The following is a 21155-nucleotide window of genomic DNA, read 5'->3' as shown; positions in this document are numbered from 1 at the left end:
TTAATTTTATATTTAGTCTAAGTTTCCGTTTTCTTTATTTTTTATTTTATTTTTTTGTTTCCCTTATCTCTATGTCTATATTATAATTCCACGAGGATAACATTTTCAATTTAAACAAAGTCCTTATTTGGCACTATGGATAAGTGCCAAATTTAATGATATACTTTTATTGGTATAATTATAGAAGAAAGATAATTGATTAAACTTAATAGATTTATAAATTAAAGCTAAAGGATGTGAATTTATTGAACGAGAGTAATAATTTAAAAAGACTTCTCTCTAAGGGAGTTAAATTTTATAGTAGTATAATCGCTGCAAATCTTCCATTGTTTATAATGCTTGGATTTATTTCGCTAGCCTTTTCAAACTCTGGACTCTTTCCAAATGAAAAAATGGCACTAGTAAGCCAGTCTTGTTATAGTTATCTACTTCCTACTATTTTAGCCTATTATGCAGGTAAAAAAATCGGTGGTGATTCAGGTGCATTTACTGGAGCTGTGTGCGGACTATCAATTTCTATTTTCTCTGCATACACGTCTTTTATAGCATCTATATTTATGGGTACATTGTGCGGACTTTTATGTAGATACTTAAAAGAAAAGATAAAATTTGATAAGTTTACTGGCTTTGAAATGATAAGCAAAAATATATTTTTCGGTGCTGTTGGTGTTATAACAGTTTCGCTTACATATTTTGTGTTCGCACCTATTTTTTTATATATAGATTTGTTTTTTGCAAATTTAATTGAATATTTAACTGATGTAAAAACACTTCCTATAACGACTTCGATTATAGAAACTCTTAAAGTTTTTTCATTAAATAATAGTATAAATCATGGTTTCCTAATACCTGCAGGTGTTGAAAATGCTGCTAAGTTTGGAAAATCTGTATTTTTCTTATTAGAAACAAACCCTGGACCTGGTCTTGGTGTTCTTTTAGCATTTTATATTTTAAATAAGGATAGAAGAAAATACTTTGCATCTTGTATGACAGTACAGGCAATAGGTGGAATACATGAAATCTACTTCCCTATAATATTGTCAAACTTAAAGCTACTAATAGCCTTGATTTTAGGGGCAATGTCTGGAAACTTGGTATTTTACCTACTTCATGTAGGTGCAAGAGGCGCTATTTCTCCAGGATCAATAATTACTATTTTCTTGATGTGTTCGCCTTCTGATTGGTTTGCAATCTTAATTGGAATAGCTACTTCTACGTTGGTAAGCTACATATCAGCTTGTGTAATTTTAAAACTAGATATTCATAAATCAAAAGAAATAAAATCAAATAAAACTGTAGAAATAAGCTCTGAAAATCATATATCAGAAGAAATAAACACATCTTTTGAGGATAAATTTAACCTTCCAGATTTTGGATATGTTGAAGATATAGTATTTGTATGCGATGCTGGAATTGGATCTAGTGTAATGGCTGCATCTATGTTTAAAAAGATACTGATTGAAAACGGATTAGGTGGTATATCTGTTTCATCATCGCCTGTGGATGAAATTCCAGAAGATGCAGATTTATTGATATGCCAAAAGATAATTTCTACAAAAGCTAGGGATTACAACGAATACGCTACAATTATAGAAGTAGAAAATTTCATGGATTCAAATATGTATAAAGCTATAATAGAAAAAATTAAAAACAATGACTAATTAAAAATTGACCTATATTTAATTATAATAACTAAATAATTTACAATATTTAAAAGAAAGGATTGATTGCTTATGATTTCTGATTTTTCTCCAAGACTTGGACAAATTACCTTAAATCTACTAATGCAAGACTCTCCTGTTTCAGTTAAATATCTTGCAGATTCCGTTGGTGTCAGCAAGAGAACTGTTCAAAGGGAGCTTGAATATATAGAATCATCGTTAAAGAAATACAATTTATCATTCCAATCTAAAGCCGGTACTGGTGTTTGGATTGAGGGTGATAAATCTGACAAAGAAAAATTAACTGCCCTACTTATGGCAGATGATACTTTAGATGTTTCTAATAAAGATGAGCGTATTAAAAAACTAATACTAGAATTATTAAAAGAAAGCGAGCCACAAAAACTATTCTACTATGCAAATATGTTAGGTGTAAGTGAGGCAACTGTCAGCAATGACCTTGATGAAGTTGCAAAGTGGTTTGATAAGTTTAAGTTATCGTTGGTTAGAAAACAAGGATTTGGAATTTACCTTGAAGGTAAAGAAAAAGCGTATAGAAAAGCATTAACGGCATTTATAGATGAATATACATCATCTTACAAACTAACTCAAAACGATAAAAACACTATGAGAGAGAGCAATTTAATCAAATTAATAGAAAACAAGAGCAGCAAAAATATATATAGCTTGCTCGACACAGATATTATGAAGAGAGTTATCTCTTGTTTAATCAATCTAAATAACGAACAGATTTCAAACCTTACAGATAGCTCTTATGCAGGACTTGTAATTCACATAACCATTGCAATCAACAGAATAATGCACAATGAGATAATTGATCCAGATAGCAGATTAGATGAAGATATCGAGCACGACAGAGATTACTCTCTTGCTGTGATAATAGCTTCTTCTCTTGAAAAAGAGTTTAACATAGAAATACCTGAGATAGAAGTTACGTATATATGCCTTCATATTAGGGCATCTAAAATGCAAAATACTTCTAGTTCTAAAGGTTCTAGAAGAAATAATACTCTTGTTTCTCTTGTTTATGAAATGATTGAATCATATGATCCAGATATTTCATACATTCTTGAACAGGACGACGCATTTATAGATGGACTTATCGCACATATGCAACCAACACTAGTAAGACTTACAAATGGACTTGCAATAAGAAACCCTCTACTAGACCAAATTAAAAGCGACTACCCTGATATATTTGAAAAATGTAAAAACGTAACCGCAATGCTGGAGGATAAATTAAATTTAAAAGTACCTGAGTCTGAAACAGGATTCTTGGCTGTTCACTTTGGAGCTGCAGTGGTTAGACTTGAACAGAACAACTTATCTAAAAGAACTGTTTACGTAGGTGTAGTCTGTGCAAGTGGTATAGGTATCTCCAGATTTATAAAAACAAAATTAGAAAAAGTATTTGGAAATAGGATTTCTATAGAAACTTACGGAAAAGGTGATATAGATTCAAATGCAATAAGAAAAACGGACTTCTTTGTTTCAAATATAAATATGGAAGTCCCTGATGGAGCCGATATTATTTTCATAAATCCTCTAATAACTGATTCAGATATAAAAAATATAGACGCAAATATAAGAAGATATGAAATAACTCCAGATAAATCAGAAGATAGGTTAGACTTTTACAATCAATTAGATTTAATTCACAACCTAACTGCTCATATGAAAATGATTTTAGAAAACTTCAATATAATATCTATTTCTAGAGATATAGATTTTGAAAAATATTTAGATGTTTTAAGAGATAAATTAATTGATTCTGATGACAACTCAGAAATAATACTGTCAGACATAGTTGCTAGAGAAAAAATTGCTACTCAGGTCTTCCCTGAAATGGGATTTGCTCTATTCCATACAAAGACATCTGGTACTAAACATATTAGAATGTCGGTTTGTATTTCTGACGGAAATTCTTTTGAAAATGAGTATTTTAAAGGGATTAGTTGTATAATTACAATGCTTCTACCTGATGATAAACACCTTAATATGAATAGGAAGCTGCTAGGATTTATAAGTGAGATGCTAATAGAAGATCCGGCTTTCCTTGAAGTGCTTAACAGTGAGGATGTTTCTGTAGGAAAAGATTATTTGAGTAAGATACTTAAAAAATACTTAAAATCAATAATAAATTAAAATTTACTAACTAAAAAAGTGGATAAAATCAAAATTTATAGAGATAATAGCTAACTTGGTAGATTGAAGGTCATAGACAAAACGAACTCGACAATGCAACTTGATTGCCTGGAGAGGAGTTTGTCTATGACTTCAATCCCCGAGAGTTATTAACGTATAAATTTTGATTTATTCACTCTTTTTTAGTAGCAAATTTATATTGTAGTTTTTTTCTTGAATGGTTTTGATTTTATAAAGTAAGCTACCATTAATATAGCACCTATTAACCAAGATATTGGATAAAGTACATATACATAATCTATACTAGTCATTGGTATTACATATAATATACAAATAACCCTAAACAGACATAATGATATAAATATAATTATCATCGGTGGAACAGTTTTTCCTAAACCTCTTACTGTTCCTGCTAGTGAATGTAGTATTCCTAAGAACATATAGAATGGGCAGAAATATTTCATAGCTCTTACTCCTGCTTCTATTACATCCCTTTCTTGTGAGAATAACCGTATAACTTGATTATCAAACTCTAACAACAATATGCCTGTTAATATAGTATAAATTATCGACATTACTAATGTAAGCCACATTCCTTTTTTAACACGATCCATTTTTCCAGCACCGTAGTTTTGACCTGTAAATGTAGTGCTTGCCATACTGAAACTTAAAACAGGCAATATATTGAACCCATCTATTTTTAAATATGCACTAAATCCTGCCATTGCAATAGGTCCAAACACATTTATACTAGACTGAATTAACACGTTTGAAAGTGATATCATCATATTTTGTATCCCTGTTGGAAGTCCTACCTTTATCAGTCTTTTTGCAACACTTTTGTGCATTTTTATTTTTGAAAGAGTTACCTTATAGTTTGCATTTACCCTCATTAAATATATTAGTGTTACTATAAAAGCTATTGCCTGGCTGATATTTGTAGCTATTGCAGCTCCTTCTACTCCCCAGCCTAAACCTCTTATAAAAATTAAATCCAATACGATATTTATTGATGAAGCAATTCCTAAGTATAATAATGAACGTTTTGAATTACCTACTGAATTTAAAATACCAGCTTCCATATTGTAAATAATATTAAATACAAGTCCTATTGAATACAATCTTAAATATTTTACTGATTCTACCATAACTTCTGCTGGAGTATTCATCATTTTTAATAACTGTGGTGTGAAAATAAATCCTAAAACAGATAATATAACACCTAAAATAACTGATATCGCTAAAGATGTATGAACTGATAACTGAATATCTTTTTTATTATTTGCACCTATGGCTTGAGAAACTATTACCCCTGAACCTACTGATATACCTTGTCCAAATGCAATTAATAAGAATATTAAAGGAGAACTCGATCCTACAGCTGCTAGTGCATTCTTTCCTACATAGTTACCAACGATTATAGAATCGACTGTGTTGTACATCTGCTGAAGCAGATTTCCAAGTATCAACGGAATTGAAAATACTAGTATCGTTTTAAGAATATTTCCCTCCGTCATTAGATTTTTATTTTCTTTGGATTGTGCTACTGTGGTGGCTTCCTTAGTTTCTAATCCTTCTGTATTTTTTAAATCCATTATATCCCTCCTAATTGAAATTTCTCCAGTTACTATTATAGTTAATTTTTAGAGATATAACAAATTTTTTTACAACACATTTTCTTATAAAATCTTATATTTTATGAGAAAATTCTATTTTACTACCTTTTTCTACATTAAATATTTTTATTTCTCCGCCTAAAATCTCACATAACTGCTTTGAAATATACAACCCTAGTCCAGAGTGTACACCTTGTCTAGCTTTGTCACCACGATAAAATTTATCAAAAGCTTTATCGATATCTTCCTTATCAAATCCTACTCCATCATCAATTACACAATAAATTATTTTATCATTTTCAAAACGAGCACTTACTTCTACTTTTCCACCAAAATCTATATATTGAATACTATTTGATACTACATTATCCAATATTCTCTCAAGCTTTTCTACATCTACATTAATTACTTCTGGTACATCCGTACTTACACACAAACCAACACTCGCCTTCTTTTGATTTGCTTTCAATTTATATTCCTCTATTTTCTCTTCCAAAAATTCTCTTATATTAATTTCTAATTCTTTTATCTCTAATTTGGAATTATCTATTTCCGAAGTGTACTGCATTTGCTGGACTAGAGATATACTCTTATCTATATTTTTTTCTATAACCTCAATATACTCTTTTGTATCATCGTTTATATTGTTATCATCTAATATCGCTTCAGAATAAATTTTTATAATAGACAGTGGAGATTTTAAATCATGAGCCAATGAAGATACCATTTCTACTCTATCCTGTTCAAGTTGCCATTGCTTTGATAAAGAATCCTTTAACTCATCCTTCATATCCGAAAATGCCTTACACAAATCTCCAAGCTCATCATCTTCGTCGTAATCAAGATCAAAATCTAGATTCTTTTCTTTTATCTTATTTGTCCCATCGACCAAAATATTTATTGGCCTTGAAATTTTCTTAGCAATTCTTTTAGATAGGATAATAGTGAATAAAATAATGTATAAAAATGGAACTAATATTATAAATATACTAATAAATCTTAGGAGAATTTTATTGCTATTAGCTGCAATCAAGCTGATTTTATACATTATCAAAACAGCACCCTCTAATTTTCCTTCTTTATTAAATATAGGAATACTATTTACATAATAATTATTTTTTAGAATTGTCTTATTAATTGATTTCTGAAATTCACTCTTATCATTAAACACTTTCTTATCAAAATTTGTATACTTTTCTTCATTATTTATATCTACAACTTGATAGAAAAAATCATATCCTTTTACAATATTCTTTAATTCCGTTTCGCTATCCCTTTTTAAAACATCTATTCCATTAGACTCTACATATTTTTCAATGGCTGGAATCTTATTTTCATAATAATTAGCTGGATTTATTTTCTCTGAATTAAGAGCAAAATTAAACAATAACATAGATAACAGATATGTAATTATTGTTGAAATTAAGCTAAACACTACTATAAGTACAAATGAGCGTCTAAACGTAGCTGCTAATGATTTTCTCTTTTTTATTGAATTATCTAATGCGCTATTTATCATATTTTTCACCTTTTATTCCATTTATATCCTATTCCCCACACTGTAGATATATACTGTTCTGTATCATTTATGGTAGAGAATTTTCTTCTTATCTTTTTTATCATCTCAACAACTGTTGTATTATCTCCGTCCTTATCATATCCCCAAACTTTTTCATAAATCTGCTCTTTTGTGAATACTTGTCCTGCATTTAATGCCAATAGCTCTACAATTTCATACTCTGTCTTTGTAAGAGGAATATCTTTACCACAAACTTCAACCACTCTATCTTTTATATCTAAAGATAAATTCCCAAAGTATAGCTTTCTTCTTTTATTTTCTTCATTCAAATATTGAGATCTTTTTTCTCTTCTTAAATTTGCCTCTATTTTTGCTAATAGTTCTCTAAGTCCAAATGGTTTTGTAATATAATCATCTCCACCTAGATTAAATCCCCTTATCTTGTCTGTTTCGCTTTGTCTTGCACTCAAAAATATAATTGGGCAAACAACATTATCTCTTATCTTTTGGCATACCTCAAATCCGTCTATCTTTGGCATCATTATATCTAAAAGAATTAAATCTGGATTTAACTTTGATTTTTCTATACCTTCTTCTCCATCAAATGCTACAAGTACTTCATGACCATTGTCTTTTATCTTTTTTCCCAATAATTTAACTAAATCTTTTTCATCATCTATAATTAAAATTGTACTCAATTTAGTCACCTCGATTATCTCTTATTTCACAATTATTATACCAAATAACACCGACTATTAAGAATATTGCACTTAAAATTATACTCAATAAAAATAATAAATTTATTTGACTCTGTATTTGTGCTAATAGTTCCGTATTATTCATTTGTAATATATAAGGAATCATACTCATTTTTACAGGATAAGACCAGGGTACAAACATCCAAATATTATCTCCTATAGCTGTTGTTCCAATTAAAGTTGCTACTAAAAAGCCACATATTCCAGCTCCAATAGATGCTCCCATCCCAAATATAAAGCTTATTATTAAATGTATTGCCATAATTGGCAGAGTTCCTATAATGCTGAATAGACTTGCTTTTAAAAATAAAGCTATATCTAGATTATTAGAATTTAATACATTCATTCCCAAGCATAGTATAATTACAGCTAAAAATGTACACACAGCCTGTGCAATAATTGAAAATAAAAATTTCGCCAAGTAAAATTTTTTTCTATTTATCCCATTACTAAGTATTATATTAAAACTATTAGATAAATTTTCTTCGTATATTAGGTATCCAGTGATAATCCCAACTCCAATCGGAATTATACATGCAGACCATATAGAAAAGAAACTTTGATAGATAGTGTAGTTTGAAATATCTTTTCTGTATATTAGATATGATACTGCACATCCAGAGATAATTATTGGAGATAAAAATACAATCCACCTTATCAAACTTCTTTTTGTTTTTAACCATTCAACCTCTAAAAAACTAATCATTTTTTCTCTCCTTTTGTACCTTATCTAAATTCCTTTTTCTCAAATAATTTTCCAGTTATAAATAATAATATAGAAAAACTTATCATAGAAAGGATAATCCCTATTCCAATTACATCACCATTCAATAGTGGATCTCCTTGATTTAATGCTATCCCATTTGGATGAACTCCTATCAATGGACACATAAGTCTAGTTGCCCATGAGTAAGGATTAAGTATCCAATACTTTTCAGGAGCCATTAATACACCACTTAACATTCCGACAAATCCCACAGCTAAATTTATAATCATTCCAAAATTTGTAGCAAAGAATAATTGTATTGGTAAAATTGATATTGATACTAAAAAACAAGCTATTGCAGCTACTAATATTTTTATAAACGAGATATTTCCTACAGCACTCATTGAACCTGCTACTACTTCTACTGCTATAAATACTATTGTTGCAATTAGCATATATACTACCATCCCTATTATCTTATAGAACCAAATTTTTAAAGGTCTAATCTCATGGCAACAAAGTGCTCTGTAATTTCCTACTTTCTTTTCTTGATTTGCAACTAATCCTGCCAAAAGAGCTGATATCATAGGAATAAATATAAAAGACCAAAAGTTAAATGATAATGTCAAAAACATCTTCCAACTCTCTTTTGATGCCATATCTAATTTAATTCCTGGATTTTCAGAAATTATTATTTGCACTACCATGGAAAAAACTGCGAAAAATATAGGTATAATCAATATTAATTTTGATATCATAGTTTTTTTATACTTTAATATTTCTGCTTCTATTCTATTCATAATAAATCTCCTTTATTTACATATTTTTATTTTTTACTATTGTATTTGTAAAGAACTCTTCTAAATTTTCATCCTTATCTGGCATTCCTTCAAAAAGTAACTTTCCCTCGTTTATTATTGCTATTTTATCCACAACTTGAGATACTTCAGAAAGTATGTGACTTGATAATATAACTGTTATCCCCTTTTTAGGAAAAGAAGATATAAGATTTCTAAGTTCCTGTATTCCAAATGGATCCAGACCATTTGTTGGTTCATCTAAGATTAATAATTTTGGATTATTTAAAAGAGCTATTGCTATCCCTAATCGCTGCTTCATTCCCATCGAAAACTGAGAAGCTCTTTTTTTACCTGTATTTTTCAAATCTACAATATCTAAAACTTCTTTTATTCTAGTTTTAGGTATACCGAGTAGTTTTGTATATACTGTAAGATTTTCTTCTGCCGTTAAATTCCCATAAAGTGCTGGCGACTCTATTAATGAACCTATATATTTTAAATCTTTTCTTTCCAATATATTTCCATTAAAAATTATTTCTCCATCTGTAGGCTTTAATAAACCAACAATCATTTTTAAAATTGTAGACTTTCCTGCTCCATTTGGTCCTAATAAACCATATATTGTATTTCTTTCTATGTTTAACGAAACTTTGTCTACCGCCTTTTGATTTTTATATTCTTTTGATAAATTTTTTGTTTCTAATATTAATTCTTTCATATATACCATCCTTTCAAAATTTTATATCTTTTATTTGATTAGATAGTATCAATAAAAAATAACCAAATTATAACAAAATAAAAAAATACTGCTGCAAAATATTAATTATTAATGCAACAGTATTTCCATATTTTAAAGTTTTATAAAATTTTTTTAATCATTTTGCATCCATGATGATATATAGATATTCTATGTTTCTTTCCTATATCCATGAAATACCCTTCTCCCGTAGTTTTATCTACTGCGACAACTATATAATTTTCCCGCAGATGAGGATCTAGAACATTTTCATGTACGATATACTTTTTACCAATATCCTTGACATTTTGTAAATCTCTGTCAGTTAATCCATCTAAACATGCAAATAAACAAAGACAGCTTGTTCTTTCTTTTTTATGAATTTTTTTAAATGCATTTACCTCTCGTTTTGCACATCCACTTACTGTTTTTGTATCTACAAATCTAAAGTAATATGTAATAGAGTCCTTTAAAAAGCTAAACTTCTTTCTTTTATAGTATCCGTTATACGGCTTAAATTTTTTATTTATTAATTTTTCTTCTAATGTATTTCTATTTACAAAGCTTATTTTATATAATTCCTTTTGCTCGTATTCATTCCATACTCTATCGCTTTCATACAATAGAATTAGAGGAAATGCTTTTATCATTACAATTACAGAAGCTACACCAAATCCTAAAAATCCAACAATCCCAATTATATCGCTATTTTTTACATTATTGTCTTGAACTATTGCAGCCCAAAGTATAAATCCAAATGCTATTAAAAAGCAAAGTATCGCTATTATAAATAGTCTTTTTCCTTTTTTAGCTTCATCTGTTAAATCATTTTCTTTAAATTCATTATTTTTATTCATAAATTTTCCTCACATTGTATCTTTATAGTTATATTGCTATTCTAGTTATCCAGAATCTTCTTTATCCACTTACATCCATAAGAATAAAGTGATATTTTTTCATGAATATCACCACCTTGTTGTTAATTTTCTATATGTTTATAGAAAATCCTTCTTTTTAGTCTGCTTTATTGTTTAATAATTTTTTCAAGTATATAATAAAATCATTAATAAATATTTAGGAGGAATTTTTATGAGTAAAATTTTCTTTGTTGAAGATGATTTAAGCCTTATTAGTGGATTATCCTTTGCGCTTAAAAAACAAGGATATGAAGTTGACAACGCTAGAACTATAGATGAAGCTGAAAAATTATGGCAAAACAATAAATATGACTTGGCAATTCTTGATGTTTCTCTTCCAGATGGTTCTGGATATCAGTTATGTGAAAAAATACGACTTAATTCAAAAATACCGATAATTTTTTTAACAGCTGCTGATGAAGAAACAGATATAATAATGGGACTTGATATGGGTGCCGACGATTACATTACAAAACCCTTTAAATTAGCAGTTTTCCTATCAAAAGTAAATGCTATTATCCGTAGAAGTAATGACTTCAATCAGAAAAATACCGTACTTAATTCAAATGGAATTTCTGTAAATTTATTAAATGGAGATGTTACAAAAAACGGAGAAACTTTAAATTTGACTTCTGGAGAATATAAATTACTTTGCTTATTTATGGAAAATCCAAATATTATCCTATCTCAAGAGCAAATACTAGGAAAACTTTGGGATTCAAACAACGACTTTATAGACAACAGCACTCTTACAGTTTATATAAGAAGGCTTAGAAAAAAGATTGAGGATGATCCTTCAAATCCTACAAATATCGTAACCATAAGAAGAATGGGATATAAATGGAATGTAGGTGATTAAATTATGGATAAGAAACAAAATATGATGAATATATTATCAGACAGAGATGTGCTTTCTCTTTTTAAAAAACTTATTTTCACTCTAATTGTATTTAATGTAACTGCTCTTTTTATATTATTTAGCATTAAATCAAATACTTATCTATTTATAATGGCTGATTATTTGATTATGGGCTTACTTATGATATATCTCATTTATAAATATTTTGTAAAACAGAATAAAATTATAAATAATGCAAGCAAACAGATTCAATCTTATATAAATGGAAACCAAGATGCTAGAATAGATTGCAATTACGAGGGAAATCTATACAGGCTATTTCACGAGATAAATTCAATAGTATCAATATTAAATGCAAATGTTAAAAATGAAGAAAAGTCCAAAGTATTTTTGAAGAATACAATTTCTGATATATCTCATCAGCTAAAAACCCCTATTGCTAGTTTAAATATTTATAATGGAATAATTCAAGGTGAAGCAGATGGACTTGATACAATTCAAGAGTTTTCAAATCTATCAGAAAAAGAATTAGACAGAATAGAAAACCTAGTACAAAACTTGCTTAAAATAACTAAACTTGATGCTGATACACTATCCTTTGAAAAAAACTCTGAAAATCTTTCTGATATAATGTACTCCATAGAAAATGACTTCTCATATAGAGCTAAATCCGAGAATAAATCCCTAACATTTACTGGAGATGATATGGAAATATTATGTGATAAATCTTGGATAATTGAGGCATTGGAAAATATTATAAAAAATTCCTTTGACCATACAAAATCCGGAAACAGTATCAATGTTGAATGGAGAAAATTACCAACCATAATACAAATTATTATAAAGGATAATGGAAGTGGAATTCACCCAGAAGATTTACATCACATATTTAAGAGATTTTATAGAAGTAGATTTTCTAAGGATACTCAAGGTATTGGACTTGGTCTACCCCTTGCAAAATCTATAATTGAAGAACATAATGGAACTATTGAAGTTGATAGTAGCTTAGGTCACTACACTAAATTCACTATTAATTTTTCAATTCCTACAAAATTGTAGGATTGAAGTAATATCTAAGTAATGTTTAGATGTTAAACTTTCAGTATCAAATAAAGAGAGGTGTTGATAAATATGGATTTATTAGAAGTTAAATCAATCTCTAAAACTTATGGTGCTGGAGATACAAAAGTAGAAGCTTTAAAAGATGCTACATTCTCTGTTTCTAAAGGAGAATTTGTAGCAATAGTTGGAGAGTCTGGATCTGGTAAAAGTACTCTTTTAAATATACTTGGTGGAATAGATACTCCTACATCTGGAAAAGTCTTTATAGATGGAAACGATATATTTAATATGGATAATGAAAAGCTAACTGTTTTTAGAAGAAGAAATATAGGTTTTGTTTTCCAAAATTTCAATTTAATTCCAGAGCTAACTGTAGAACAGAATATAATCTTCCCTATTTTATTGGACTATAAAAAACCTGATATGGACTATCTTGAAGAGATACTTTCTGTATTAAATTTGACTGAAAGAAGAAATCATCTTCCTAGTCAGTTATCTGGTGGGCAACAACAGAGAGTTGCTATTGGGAGGGCTTTAATAACTAGACCTGATTTAATACTCGCTGATGAGCCAACTGGAAACTTGGACTCTAAAAACAGCAGCGAAGTTATTACTTTATTAAAAAATGCTGCTAAAAAATACAAACAGACAATTATTATGATTACCCACAGTAATGGAATTGCACAGGCTGCAAATAGAATAATTGAAGTATCTGATGGTATCCTTACAGATTTTGGGAGGTATTAATTATGAAAAGTTATCTTAGTTTAATACCTATATCTTCTAAAATTCACAAAAGAGAAAACAGACTTACAATAATGTGTATTACTTGTTCTGTTTTCTTAGTTACAGCTATTTTTAGTATGGCTGAAATGGGTGTAAGAATGGAATATGAAAATCTCGCTTCTACTCATGCCGATTTTAGTATTGATTATCTATTGCAAAATAGCTCAACTGTTCAAAATCTATTCTCTGTAGCTATTTTCCTATTCATATTAGTTTCTTTAGCTAGTATACTTATGATTTCAAGCAGTATAAATAGTACAGTTGTTAGAAGAATAAAGTTCTTTGGAATGATGAGCTGCATAGGAATGAGTAAAAAGCAGATAAAAACATTTGTAAGATTAGAAGCTTTAAACTGGTGTAAGGTAGGTATTCCAATAGGTTTAGTATTTGGGATATTGTGTACTTGGGTACTATGTGGGATATTGAAATACTTTGTAGGTTTTGAGTTTTCTACAATACCAATGTTTAAAATTAGCTATATTGGGATAATAAGTGGAGTTGTTTTAGGGCTTGTAACAGTGTTGATTTCTTCAAACTCACCTGCTAAAAAAGCATCTAAAATCTCTCCTATCACAGCAGTTAATACAAATTCATCCAATTTAGAAAACAAACCTAAATCTATTAATAGTAGATTTTTTAAAATAGAAACAGCTTTAGGTGTTAATCACGCTACATCTGGAAAGAAAAATATGTGGCTTATGTCTGGATCTTTTGCATTGAGCATTATTCTATTCTTATCATTTTCAGTTTTGATAGATTTTGTAGAACATTTAGTTCCACAGTTCTCAAATTCATATAATTTATCTATTTCAAGTGAAAATGGAACTAATTCGGTGGATAGAAATTTAATATCAAAATTAGAGACAATAAATGGCGTTGAGAAAGTATTTGCTCGTAGAAGTGTTTTTGATGTTCCTACAAAATTAGGAAAAAATCTAGATGTAAATAATAAATCCGATTTAATATCATACGGAAATTTTGACTTAGAATGTCTTGAAAAAGACGATTTGCTAGAAAAAGGCAGTGATTTATCTAAATTATTTACAAATGATAACTATGTCCTTGTAATATCAGATGATAAAAATAATGTAGATATTGGAGATAAAATACTTCTTAATGGCAAAAATTTTGAGATAGCTGGTAGATTAAAACTTAACCCATTTTCTCAAGATGGAGCTTCAGATGGAAAAATAACATTTATCGCATCTGATAAAGTTTTTAAAACTCTTACAGGTATATCAGATTATTCTTTGGTTATGATTAAAACTTCAAGGGAATTTTCTGGACAAGATATTTTATCAATAGAAAATCTTTTAAATAATAGATATGTTTTTAATGATATGAGAGATCAAGATACATCTGCTACTTTCCTTGCATTTAAGCTATTTATTTACGGGTTCCTGGCAGTTATCATAGTGGTTTCTGTTATAAATATTATGAACAGTATTTCGATGAGTGTCAGTGCAAGAATGAATCAGTATGGCTCTATGCGTGCTATAGGTGTTAGTAATAAGCAGATAGTTAGGATGATTTCATCTGAGGCATTTACATATTCGTTGTGTGGATGTGTTCTTGGATGTGTTATAGGGTTGCCTATTAGTAAGTTTATTTATGACTTTTTGATTTCTTCTCATTTCGCCTATGCTAAGTGGACGCTACCTATCAATTCACTCGTGCTTATATTCTTATTTGTAGTAGGAGCTTCTGTTTTAGCAGTTTATTATCCTATAAAACGTATATGTAATACGGATATAAGAGATACAATTAATGAATTATAAAGTAAATAGAAAAGGACAAGAGATTTTCTCATCAGGTAATCCTTTGAATGATAATTTAAAGAAAAAAATATTATCTATTGATGGAGTTACAAATGTTATTAAAGATCGACAAGCTGTTTTTGCTAGGATTACAAGTTCTAAAACTTCTTCTGGTATCGCTGGAATGTGTGATATTATCACTGATGAAAAATTTTCTGAAATACAAGACTATCTTATAGAATGGAAAATGCCTACTGATTCTAATAGTATTTTAGTAGCTAAGCTTATATCTAATCACTTTCCAGAAATAAAGGTAGGTTCTAAAGTGAATTTAATTTTAGATAAAAAATCTATTACAGTAACAGTTTCAGGTCTTTATGATCATCTTAAAGTAACAAATGGACATGATAAGTTGGCTACTGACTCAACTCAATTCTTTGCTCCAAAATCAATTTTTGATAAAGCATTTCCAAATATAGATAATTATAATTATTCTTGGAGTGTTGTAATAGACCCTGAAAAAGAAAAATCTGTAGAAAAAGCACTCGATAATATTGTTGTAGAAAGTAATAATTTATCTTTGGATAAGTTTAAGGAACAAGTTGAATATGAGAAAATAGTTAATGATGTTTCATTTGGTGGGTTACAAATTTTATCTTGGTTAATTTTCTTATTTGGTGTTATTAATCTAATTAATACAACTTTATCTAATCAAATATCTAGGAAGGTAGAAAATAGTATTTTACGTTCTATAGGGAGTATATGAAAAAAAGTCTGTAAATTTAATCGCCTTCTATGGTAATATCAAATTAATCATAGGAGGCGATTTTTTATGGGCAGAAAGAAAAGAGAACCATTAAATCCAGAAAAGAAAAATATAATAGCGGAGCTAATTAAAACATATGAAATTAAAACCGCTCAAGACATTCAGGATGCACTTAAAGATCTTTTAGGTGATACTATTCAAGAGATGCTTGAATCTGAAATGAATGAGCATCTTGGATATGAAAAATATGAACGTGGTGAAAATACCAATTCAAGAAATGGATATAAAACAAAAAGAGTTAGATCTGGAATGGGAGAATACGAAATTGATGTTCCTCAAGATAGAGATTCCTCTTTTGAACCTCAAATTGTCAAAAAAAGACAAAAGGATATTTCTGAAATAGAGCAAAAAATAATAAATATGTATGCTTTAGGCATGAGTAATAGAGATATAACTTCTCAAATAGAGGATATTTATGGATTTGAACTATCTGAAGGAATGATTTCAGATGTAACTGATAAAATAATACCTAAAATCGAAGAATGGAAATATAGACCTCTTGAAAGTGTATATCCTGTTGTATATATAGATGCTATCCATTTCTCTGTTAAAGAAAATGGTTCTGTTAAGAAAAAAGCTGTCTATGTAATTCTTGGTATAAGTTCCGAAGGATACAAAGAAATTCTAGGATTGTATATTGGAGATACTGAAAGCTCTAAGTATTGGTTTTCTGTGCTAAATGAATTAAAAAATAGAGGTGTAAGAGATATTTTAATCGTTTGTGCTGATGGACTATCAGGAATAAAAGAAGCGATAAGCTCCGCTTTTCCAAATACTGAATATCAAAGATGTATTGTTCATCAAGTTAGAAATACATTAAAATATGTATCATACAAAGATAGAAAGGAATTTGCTAATGATTTAAAAACAATATATCATGCCATTAATGAAGAACAGGCTCTAGCTAATTTAGAACGTACTTCAGAAAAATGGAATGAAAAATATCCAAATTCTATGAAATCTTGGTTTAGTAACTGGGATTCAATTATACCGATATTTAAATTTTCACCAGAAACTAGAAAGGTAATTTATACTACAAATGCCATTGAAAGTGTAAATTCGCAGCTTAGAAAAATAAATAAAAAAGAACTGTTTTTCCAAACAAGATTTCCTTAGAAAAATCACTATATCTATCAGTTGAAAAAATAAGCAAAAAATGGAGTATGCCTATTAGAAACTGGGGATATATTTATGGAGAACTTTCAATAATGTATGAAGATAGATTGTAATAATTAAAAAAGTCAAGAAAGCCGGCTTTTTTAGCTGGTTTTCTTGACTTGCAACAAAATAAATAATATTATGTTTTAAAGGGCGTTAGCCATTTATTCATAAATTATTTTAAGTCTATTATACTACCTAACGGTAGTTTAAGCCATAGAGGGCTTATTTACAGAAAAAATTTTATATACCCTCTATAGGTTTAACTGAAAAGCAACTTTACAAAATGTATGTAACTGAAGGTCTATGCTACTTGTTTGCTGCAACAATTGTTACGGTGATTGTTGGTACTCCTATTTCTATAGTCGCATGTAGAAAAGTAAGTACTGCAGCTTTTGCGGGTAGAGTACTTCCTTATCAGTTCCCTATATTTGATATGGGATTATTCGTATTAGTTCTATTTATCTTAGAGTTTGTTTTGGCAACTTGGTCAATTAGAAAATATAGACAACAGTCATTGATAGAACAAATGCAGTCTAGGGAATAGTATTTAAAAGAATAGCCAAGAAAACTTTCGTATGTTGGTTTTCTTGGCTAAAAAATATTAATTTGCATAATTGTCATAAAATAGTTCTAGTCAGATTCAATAGGACCTTGGTCAACAATATGCAATACATAATTTACATTCCAGTATGGTTCTTATCAAATAACTTTCATTATAACTTTATTACAGTTTTCTAGAACATTTACATTCCAATATGGTTCTAATCAAATATAACGTATTTCTTGCATCTGTTGCCAATCATATTCATTTACATTCCAATATGGTTCTAATCAAATCCTTCGCTAGTATATTCCCCTATCTCCATAAACACCATTTACATTCCAATATGGTTCTAATCAAATGAACCACGTATTCTTCCCCGTTGGGTGGGAAAATAAGATTTACATTCCAATATGGTTCTAATCAAATTCTGTATTATCTGTTTCGTGGATAACTATAAATTTATTTACATTCCAATATGGTTCTAATCAAATAACAACCATAATTGCATCATTAAATATTTCTTCAATTTACATTCCAATATGGTTCTAATCAAATGAATTACATTTAACTATACCTAAATATATTGAAAATATTTACATTCCAATATGGTTCTAATCAAATATAGAGAACAAAGACAATTAAATTACCTTAATAAAAATTTACATTCCAATATGGTTCTAATCAAATTTGCATTTTCGAATTTATACCTTCCATCATTTATTAATTTACATTCCAATATGGTTCTAATCAAATATGGTATTTATTATGAACTAAATAATCATCTCCGTTATTTACATTCCAATATGGTTCTAATCAAATATCATCTTCGTCAAGTTCTATACCATCAAAATAAACATTTACATTCCAATATGGTTCTAATCAAATCGGAAAATACTATACTGCAGATACAGAATATAGAAGATTTACATTCCAATATGGTTCTAATCAAATCTGTACTATTTCAACTTCGTTAGATTTTTCGAAAGAATTTACATTCCAATATGGTTCTAATCAAATTTAAAAATTCTTTTACTTTTTTATCTATAATTCGATTTACATTCCAATATGGTTCTAATCAAATCGATTATGATATGAACTGCATTACAGACAATGACTAATTTACATTCCAATATGGTTCTAATCAAATAAAAAACAATATGAAAACCGTATTAAGTTGGAGCGGATTTACATTCCAATATGGTTCTAATCAAATGTATTTTCTATTTCTACAAAGTAGATTGCATTGTCTATTTACATTCCAATATGGTTCTAATCAAATACGTTATATATTAAACCTAGCAATTGCAACATATACAGATATACTATTTGTCTACCTACAAATAAACATATATTTTCCAAAGTAAAAAATAGTCCTTCTTGATAAAAAACAAATCCAACTATTGCAATATCTCATTTTGTCTATCTCCTAGGTATTTTACATTATCTAAGGTCGACAATTTATATAATTCTTGGAATGTCATACCACGTTATCTATAAAGAATATTAGTATGAGTTTTTACCGTTTATCGAGTGGATAAGTAGTTAGTTGGTCGAAACCTTAACCATTTTGTCTTATACCTCAACCTTTAGACGCTAAATCGCCTATAGAACCATTATTATTTAAAAATTATATAAATATTATTCTTCTAATCTTGAAATATTAATAGCTGCATTATGATCCGCATTAAGCTCAAAACCACATTTAATACATTTAAATTTTTCCTGAGTAGGTCTATTTTCTTTATCTATATACCCACACTTACTACATTTTTGAGATGTATATGCTGGATTAACATATCTAACTTTTATACCTTCTCTATCTGCTTTATATTTTATCATATTTTGAAGTTCATAATAACTCCAATTGCTAAGAATTATATTATCAAATCCATCTTTAGTTAATTGTTCTAAATTTATAAACTCGCATTTATTTTTCTTAGCAAAATCAATTATCCTTTTACTTATAGTATGATTATATGTTTTAACAAAATTTCTTTCACATACTGCTACTTTGTCTAAAGCTGCTAGTTTCTTCTCTCTACCCTTGCCACCTTTTACATTTTTTAATTGTTGTTGTAATCTTTTTCTTCTGTTTCTAAATTGCTCTCTTTGTTTTGATAACTCTAAGCTTTCTCCAATATGCTGGCGTATAAAAGTATCATCATTTAAACATACATAGGCTGGGTATTTTATCCCTAAATCTACCCCCAAAGTCCTACCATTTATAGCGTCATCATCTTTCTTTTCTGGTATATATAAAGTTAAATTCAATATCAGTTTATTGCTCTTATCAAAATATATGCTCGATTGACCAACTTTATATTCTCCATTAATCACCTTATTTAACGTATGCATTAATTCTAAATAGTTTTTATCTTTTCTGCCAATTACCACCTTAAACACTATTTTATTAACCCATTTTATTATTATCTCATCTGAACAATCATCTTTATAAGAAAACTTCAAATCTCTTCCTCTAGTCATTAAAGGAAAAGTTCTTTTATAATTTGTTATATTTCTTTCTCCTCCAGCTAATCCATTTTTTATAGCGATACTAAAATCTTGTTTCACCTTTTGTGTTATAGATGATTTACTATCTATTCCTTTTCCAAAAGGAATATCATTAAATATAGAACTACTGTTTTTTAAGTTCTTTTGAGTTTCCTTAAATAAATCACTCTTTATATCTCTATTAGCAGATAAATAAGCATTTGTTAATACACTCATAGCCAAATTTAATCCTTGATACTGAGCATATTGTGAATCTCTTATAAATTTATATTGTTCATTTCTTTTTGTTTCATCATCATTAATTATCGTTAATTTTAATTTTCTTACTGTTATCATAAATTTACTCCCCACAAATTTATATACACATTATAATTTTATATATCAAACACAATTTTTAATATTAAATGTTTCGCAGATTTTTATTTCATTATATTTATTATATATTTTAAACAGAATTTTTTCTACTATATAAAATAATTCTCTATTTATTAAATAATGGCTGTATGCAATATTTTGCAGAGATTATTCTTTGGTAAATTTTAAAATAAATACCCCTCTCAATTCGACAACCTACAGACGCCTCGTAACATTTAAATGTATTAGTTTAATGTACGAGGCGTCGAAGCCTGGAGAGCTAGAGGGGTATTATTTTAAATTAGAATTAAGTAGGGGCTAACTTGTAGCCCCTCTCACACCACGGAGCGTGCCGTTCGGCACTCCGCGGTTCAATTTCATATAATAATCTAAGCAACTTATTAATCCTCTTTTAG

Annotated in this window: 16 protein-coding genes, 1 pseudogene and 1 CRISPR repeat array; of the genes and pseudogenes, 9 read left to right on the top strand and 8 right to left on the bottom strand. The window is 28.7% G+C overall.

All coding sequences use genetic code 11. The annotated features are described in order from the left end of the window. The first annotated feature begins 245 nt into the window (after positions 1-245). A complete protein-coding gene (locus tag ACK2WN_RS06660) occupies positions 246-1661 on the top strand; it encodes a hypothetical protein (protein WP_416155161.1) in 1416 nt (471 codons plus the stop codon). A gap of 72 nt (positions 1662-1733) precedes the next feature. Beyond that, entirely contained in the window at positions 1734-3827 is a 2094-nt protein-coding gene (locus tag ACK2WN_RS06655; protein ID WP_416155160.1) for a PRD domain-containing protein, read from the top strand. A 194-nt stretch (positions 3828-4021) separates the two neighbouring features. Here the strand turns inward: ACK2WN_RS06655 and ACK2WN_RS06650 are convergent, their stop codons facing one another. From ACK2WN_RS06650 to ACK2WN_RS06620, 7 genes are all read right to left on the bottom strand, one after another. Further along, the gene (locus ACK2WN_RS06650; protein WP_300529743.1) at positions 4022-5422 is read right to left on the bottom strand and encodes an MATE family efflux transporter; all 1401 of its coding nucleotides are present in this window, start codon (positions 5420-5422) and stop codon (positions 4022-4024) included. A gap of 94 nt (positions 5423-5516) precedes the next feature. After that, a complete protein-coding gene (locus ACK2WN_RS06645) occupies positions 5517-6962 on the bottom strand; it encodes an ATP-binding protein (RefSeq protein WP_416155159.1) in 1446 nt (481 codons plus the stop codon). A 5-nt stretch (positions 6963-6967) separates the two neighbouring features. Beyond that, on the bottom strand, positions 6968-7660 hold the full coding sequence (locus ACK2WN_RS06640) for a response regulator transcription factor (protein WP_416155158.1): 693 nt from the start codon (positions 7658-7660) through the stop codon (positions 6968-6970). Position 7661: 1 nt separating this feature from the next. Continuing rightward, complete coding sequence (locus ACK2WN_RS06635; RefSeq protein WP_118549131.1) at positions 7662-8426, bottom strand: lantibiotic immunity ABC transporter MutG family permease subunit; 765 nt, start codon at positions 8424-8426, stop codon at positions 7662-7664. 20 nt (positions 8427-8446) lie between these two features. Then, positions 8447-9226, bottom strand: coding sequence for a lantibiotic immunity ABC transporter MutE/EpiE family permease subunit (locus ACK2WN_RS06630; RefSeq protein WP_416155157.1), 780 nt, complete (start codon positions 9224-9226; stop codon positions 8447-8449). Between the two features lie 16 nt (positions 9227-9242). Continuing rightward, positions 9243-9944: a lantibiotic protection ABC transporter ATP-binding protein gene (locus tag ACK2WN_RS06625; RefSeq protein WP_416155156.1), complete on the bottom strand. Its 702-nt coding sequence runs from the start codon at positions 9942-9944 to the stop codon at positions 9243-9245. A gap of 140 nt (positions 9945-10084) precedes the next feature. Continuing rightward, the gene (locus tag ACK2WN_RS06620; RefSeq protein ID WP_416155155.1) at positions 10085-10819 is read right to left on the bottom strand and encodes a hypothetical protein; all 735 of its coding nucleotides are present in this window, start codon (positions 10817-10819) and stop codon (positions 10085-10087) included. Positions 10820-11051: 232 nt separating this feature from the next. Between ACK2WN_RS06620 and ACK2WN_RS06615 the strand changes: the two genes are divergently transcribed. From ACK2WN_RS06615 to ACK2WN_RS06585, 7 genes and pseudogenes are all read left to right on the top strand, one after another. Continuing rightward, positions 11052-11738, top strand: coding sequence for a response regulator transcription factor (locus ACK2WN_RS06615; RefSeq protein WP_416155154.1), 687 nt, complete (start codon positions 11052-11054; stop codon positions 11736-11738). A 3-nt stretch (positions 11739-11741) separates the two neighbouring features. Then, positions 11742-12797, top strand: coding sequence for a sensor histidine kinase (locus ACK2WN_RS06610; RefSeq protein WP_416155153.1), 1056 nt, complete (start codon positions 11742-11744; stop codon positions 12795-12797). 72 nt (positions 12798-12869) lie between these two features. After that, positions 12870-13547 (top strand): ABC transporter ATP-binding protein, encoded by a 678-nt coding sequence (locus ACK2WN_RS06605; protein WP_416155152.1) that lies wholly within the window; start codon positions 12870-12872, stop codon positions 13545-13547. A 2-nt stretch (positions 13548-13549) separates the two neighbouring features. After that, positions 13550-15364, top strand: a complete 1815-nt coding sequence (locus tag ACK2WN_RS06600; protein WP_416155151.1) for an ABC transporter permease — start codon at positions 13550-13552, stop codon at positions 15362-15364. Further along, positions 15354-16109 carry a hypothetical protein gene (locus tag ACK2WN_RS06595; RefSeq protein ID WP_416155150.1) on the top strand — a complete coding sequence of 252 codons (756 nt, stop codon included), beginning with the start codon at positions 15354-15356 and terminating at the stop codon, positions 16107-16109. The genes ACK2WN_RS06600 and ACK2WN_RS06595 overlap by 11 nt, the downstream gene beginning before the upstream one ends. A gap of 66 nt (positions 16110-16175) precedes the next feature. Next, positions 16176-17398: pseudogene (locus ACK2WN_RS06590) on the top strand (IS256 family transposase). Between the two features lie 176 nt (positions 17399-17574). Continuing rightward, positions 17575-17874 (top strand): FtsX-like permease family protein, encoded by a 300-nt coding sequence (locus ACK2WN_RS06585; RefSeq protein ID WP_416155173.1) that lies wholly within the window; start codon positions 17575-17577, stop codon positions 17872-17874. A gap of 131 nt (positions 17875-18005) precedes the next feature. Beyond that, positions 18006-19153: a CRISPR direct-repeat array (repeat unit 30 nt; unit sequence ATTTACATTCCAATATGGTTCTAATCAAAT). A 359-nt stretch (positions 19154-19512) separates the two neighbouring features. On the opposite strand, the gene ACK2WN_RS06580 is transcribed toward ACK2WN_RS06585, so the two are convergent. Beyond that, positions 19513-20721: an RNA-guided endonuclease InsQ/TnpB family protein gene (locus ACK2WN_RS06580; protein WP_416155149.1), complete on the bottom strand. Its 1209-nt coding sequence runs from the start codon at positions 20719-20721 to the stop codon at positions 19513-19515. Positions 20722-21155 lie beyond the last annotated feature (434 nt).

The organism is Peptacetobacter sp. AB800 (genome assembly GCF_047807365.1).
Taxonomy (GTDB): domain Bacteria; phylum Bacillota; class Clostridia; order Peptostreptococcales; family Peptostreptococcaceae; genus Peptacetobacter.
The sequence above is the reverse complement of the archived record's forward strand: the minus strand, read 5'-3'. Positions and strand labels throughout refer to the sequence as shown.

Coding starts and splice junctions, on each gene's coding strand:
- ACK2WN_RS06655 (WP_416155160.1), top strand. CDS start 1,734: ATGATTTCTGATTTTTCTCCAAGACTTGGACAAATTACCTTAAATCTA.
- ACK2WN_RS06610 (WP_416155153.1), top strand. CDS start 11,742: ATGGATAAGAAACAAAATATGATGAATATATTATCAGACAGAGATGTG.
- ACK2WN_RS06595 (WP_416155150.1), top strand. CDS start 15,354: ATGAATTATAAAGTAAATAGAAAAGGACAAGAGATTTTCTCATCAGGT.
- ACK2WN_RS06625 (WP_416155156.1), bottom strand. CDS start 9,944: ATGAAAGAATTAATATTAGAAACAAAAAATTTATCAAAAGAATATAAA.
- ACK2WN_RS06600 (WP_416155151.1), top strand. CDS start 13,550: ATGAAAAGTTATCTTAGTTTAATACCTATATCTTCTAAAATTCACAAA.
- ACK2WN_RS06605 (WP_416155152.1), top strand. CDS start 12,870: ATGGATTTATTAGAAGTTAAATCAATCTCTAAAACTTATGGTGCTGGA.
- ACK2WN_RS06645 (WP_416155159.1), bottom strand. CDS start 6,962: ATGATAAATAGCGCATTAGATAATTCAATAAAAAAGAGAAAATCATTA.
- ACK2WN_RS06620 (WP_416155155.1), bottom strand. CDS start 10,819: ATGAATAAAAATAATGAATTTAAAGAAAATGATTTAACAGATGAAGCT.
- ACK2WN_RS06580 (WP_416155149.1), bottom strand. CDS start 20,721: ATGATAACAGTAAGAAAATTAAAATTAACGATAATTAATGATGATGAA.
- ACK2WN_RS06630 (WP_416155157.1), bottom strand. CDS start 9,226: ATGAATAGAATAGAAGCAGAAATATTAAAGTATAAAAAAACTATGATA.
- ACK2WN_RS06615 (WP_416155154.1), top strand. CDS start 11,052: ATGAGTAAAATTTTCTTTGTTGAAGATGATTTAAGCCTTATTAGTGGA.
- ACK2WN_RS06635 (WP_118549131.1), bottom strand. CDS start 8,426: ATGATTAGTTTTTTAGAGGTTGAATGGTTAAAAACAAAAAGAAGTTTG.
- ACK2WN_RS06650 (WP_300529743.1), bottom strand. CDS start 5,422: ATGGATTTAAAAAATACAGAAGGATTAGAAACTAAGGAAGCCACCACA.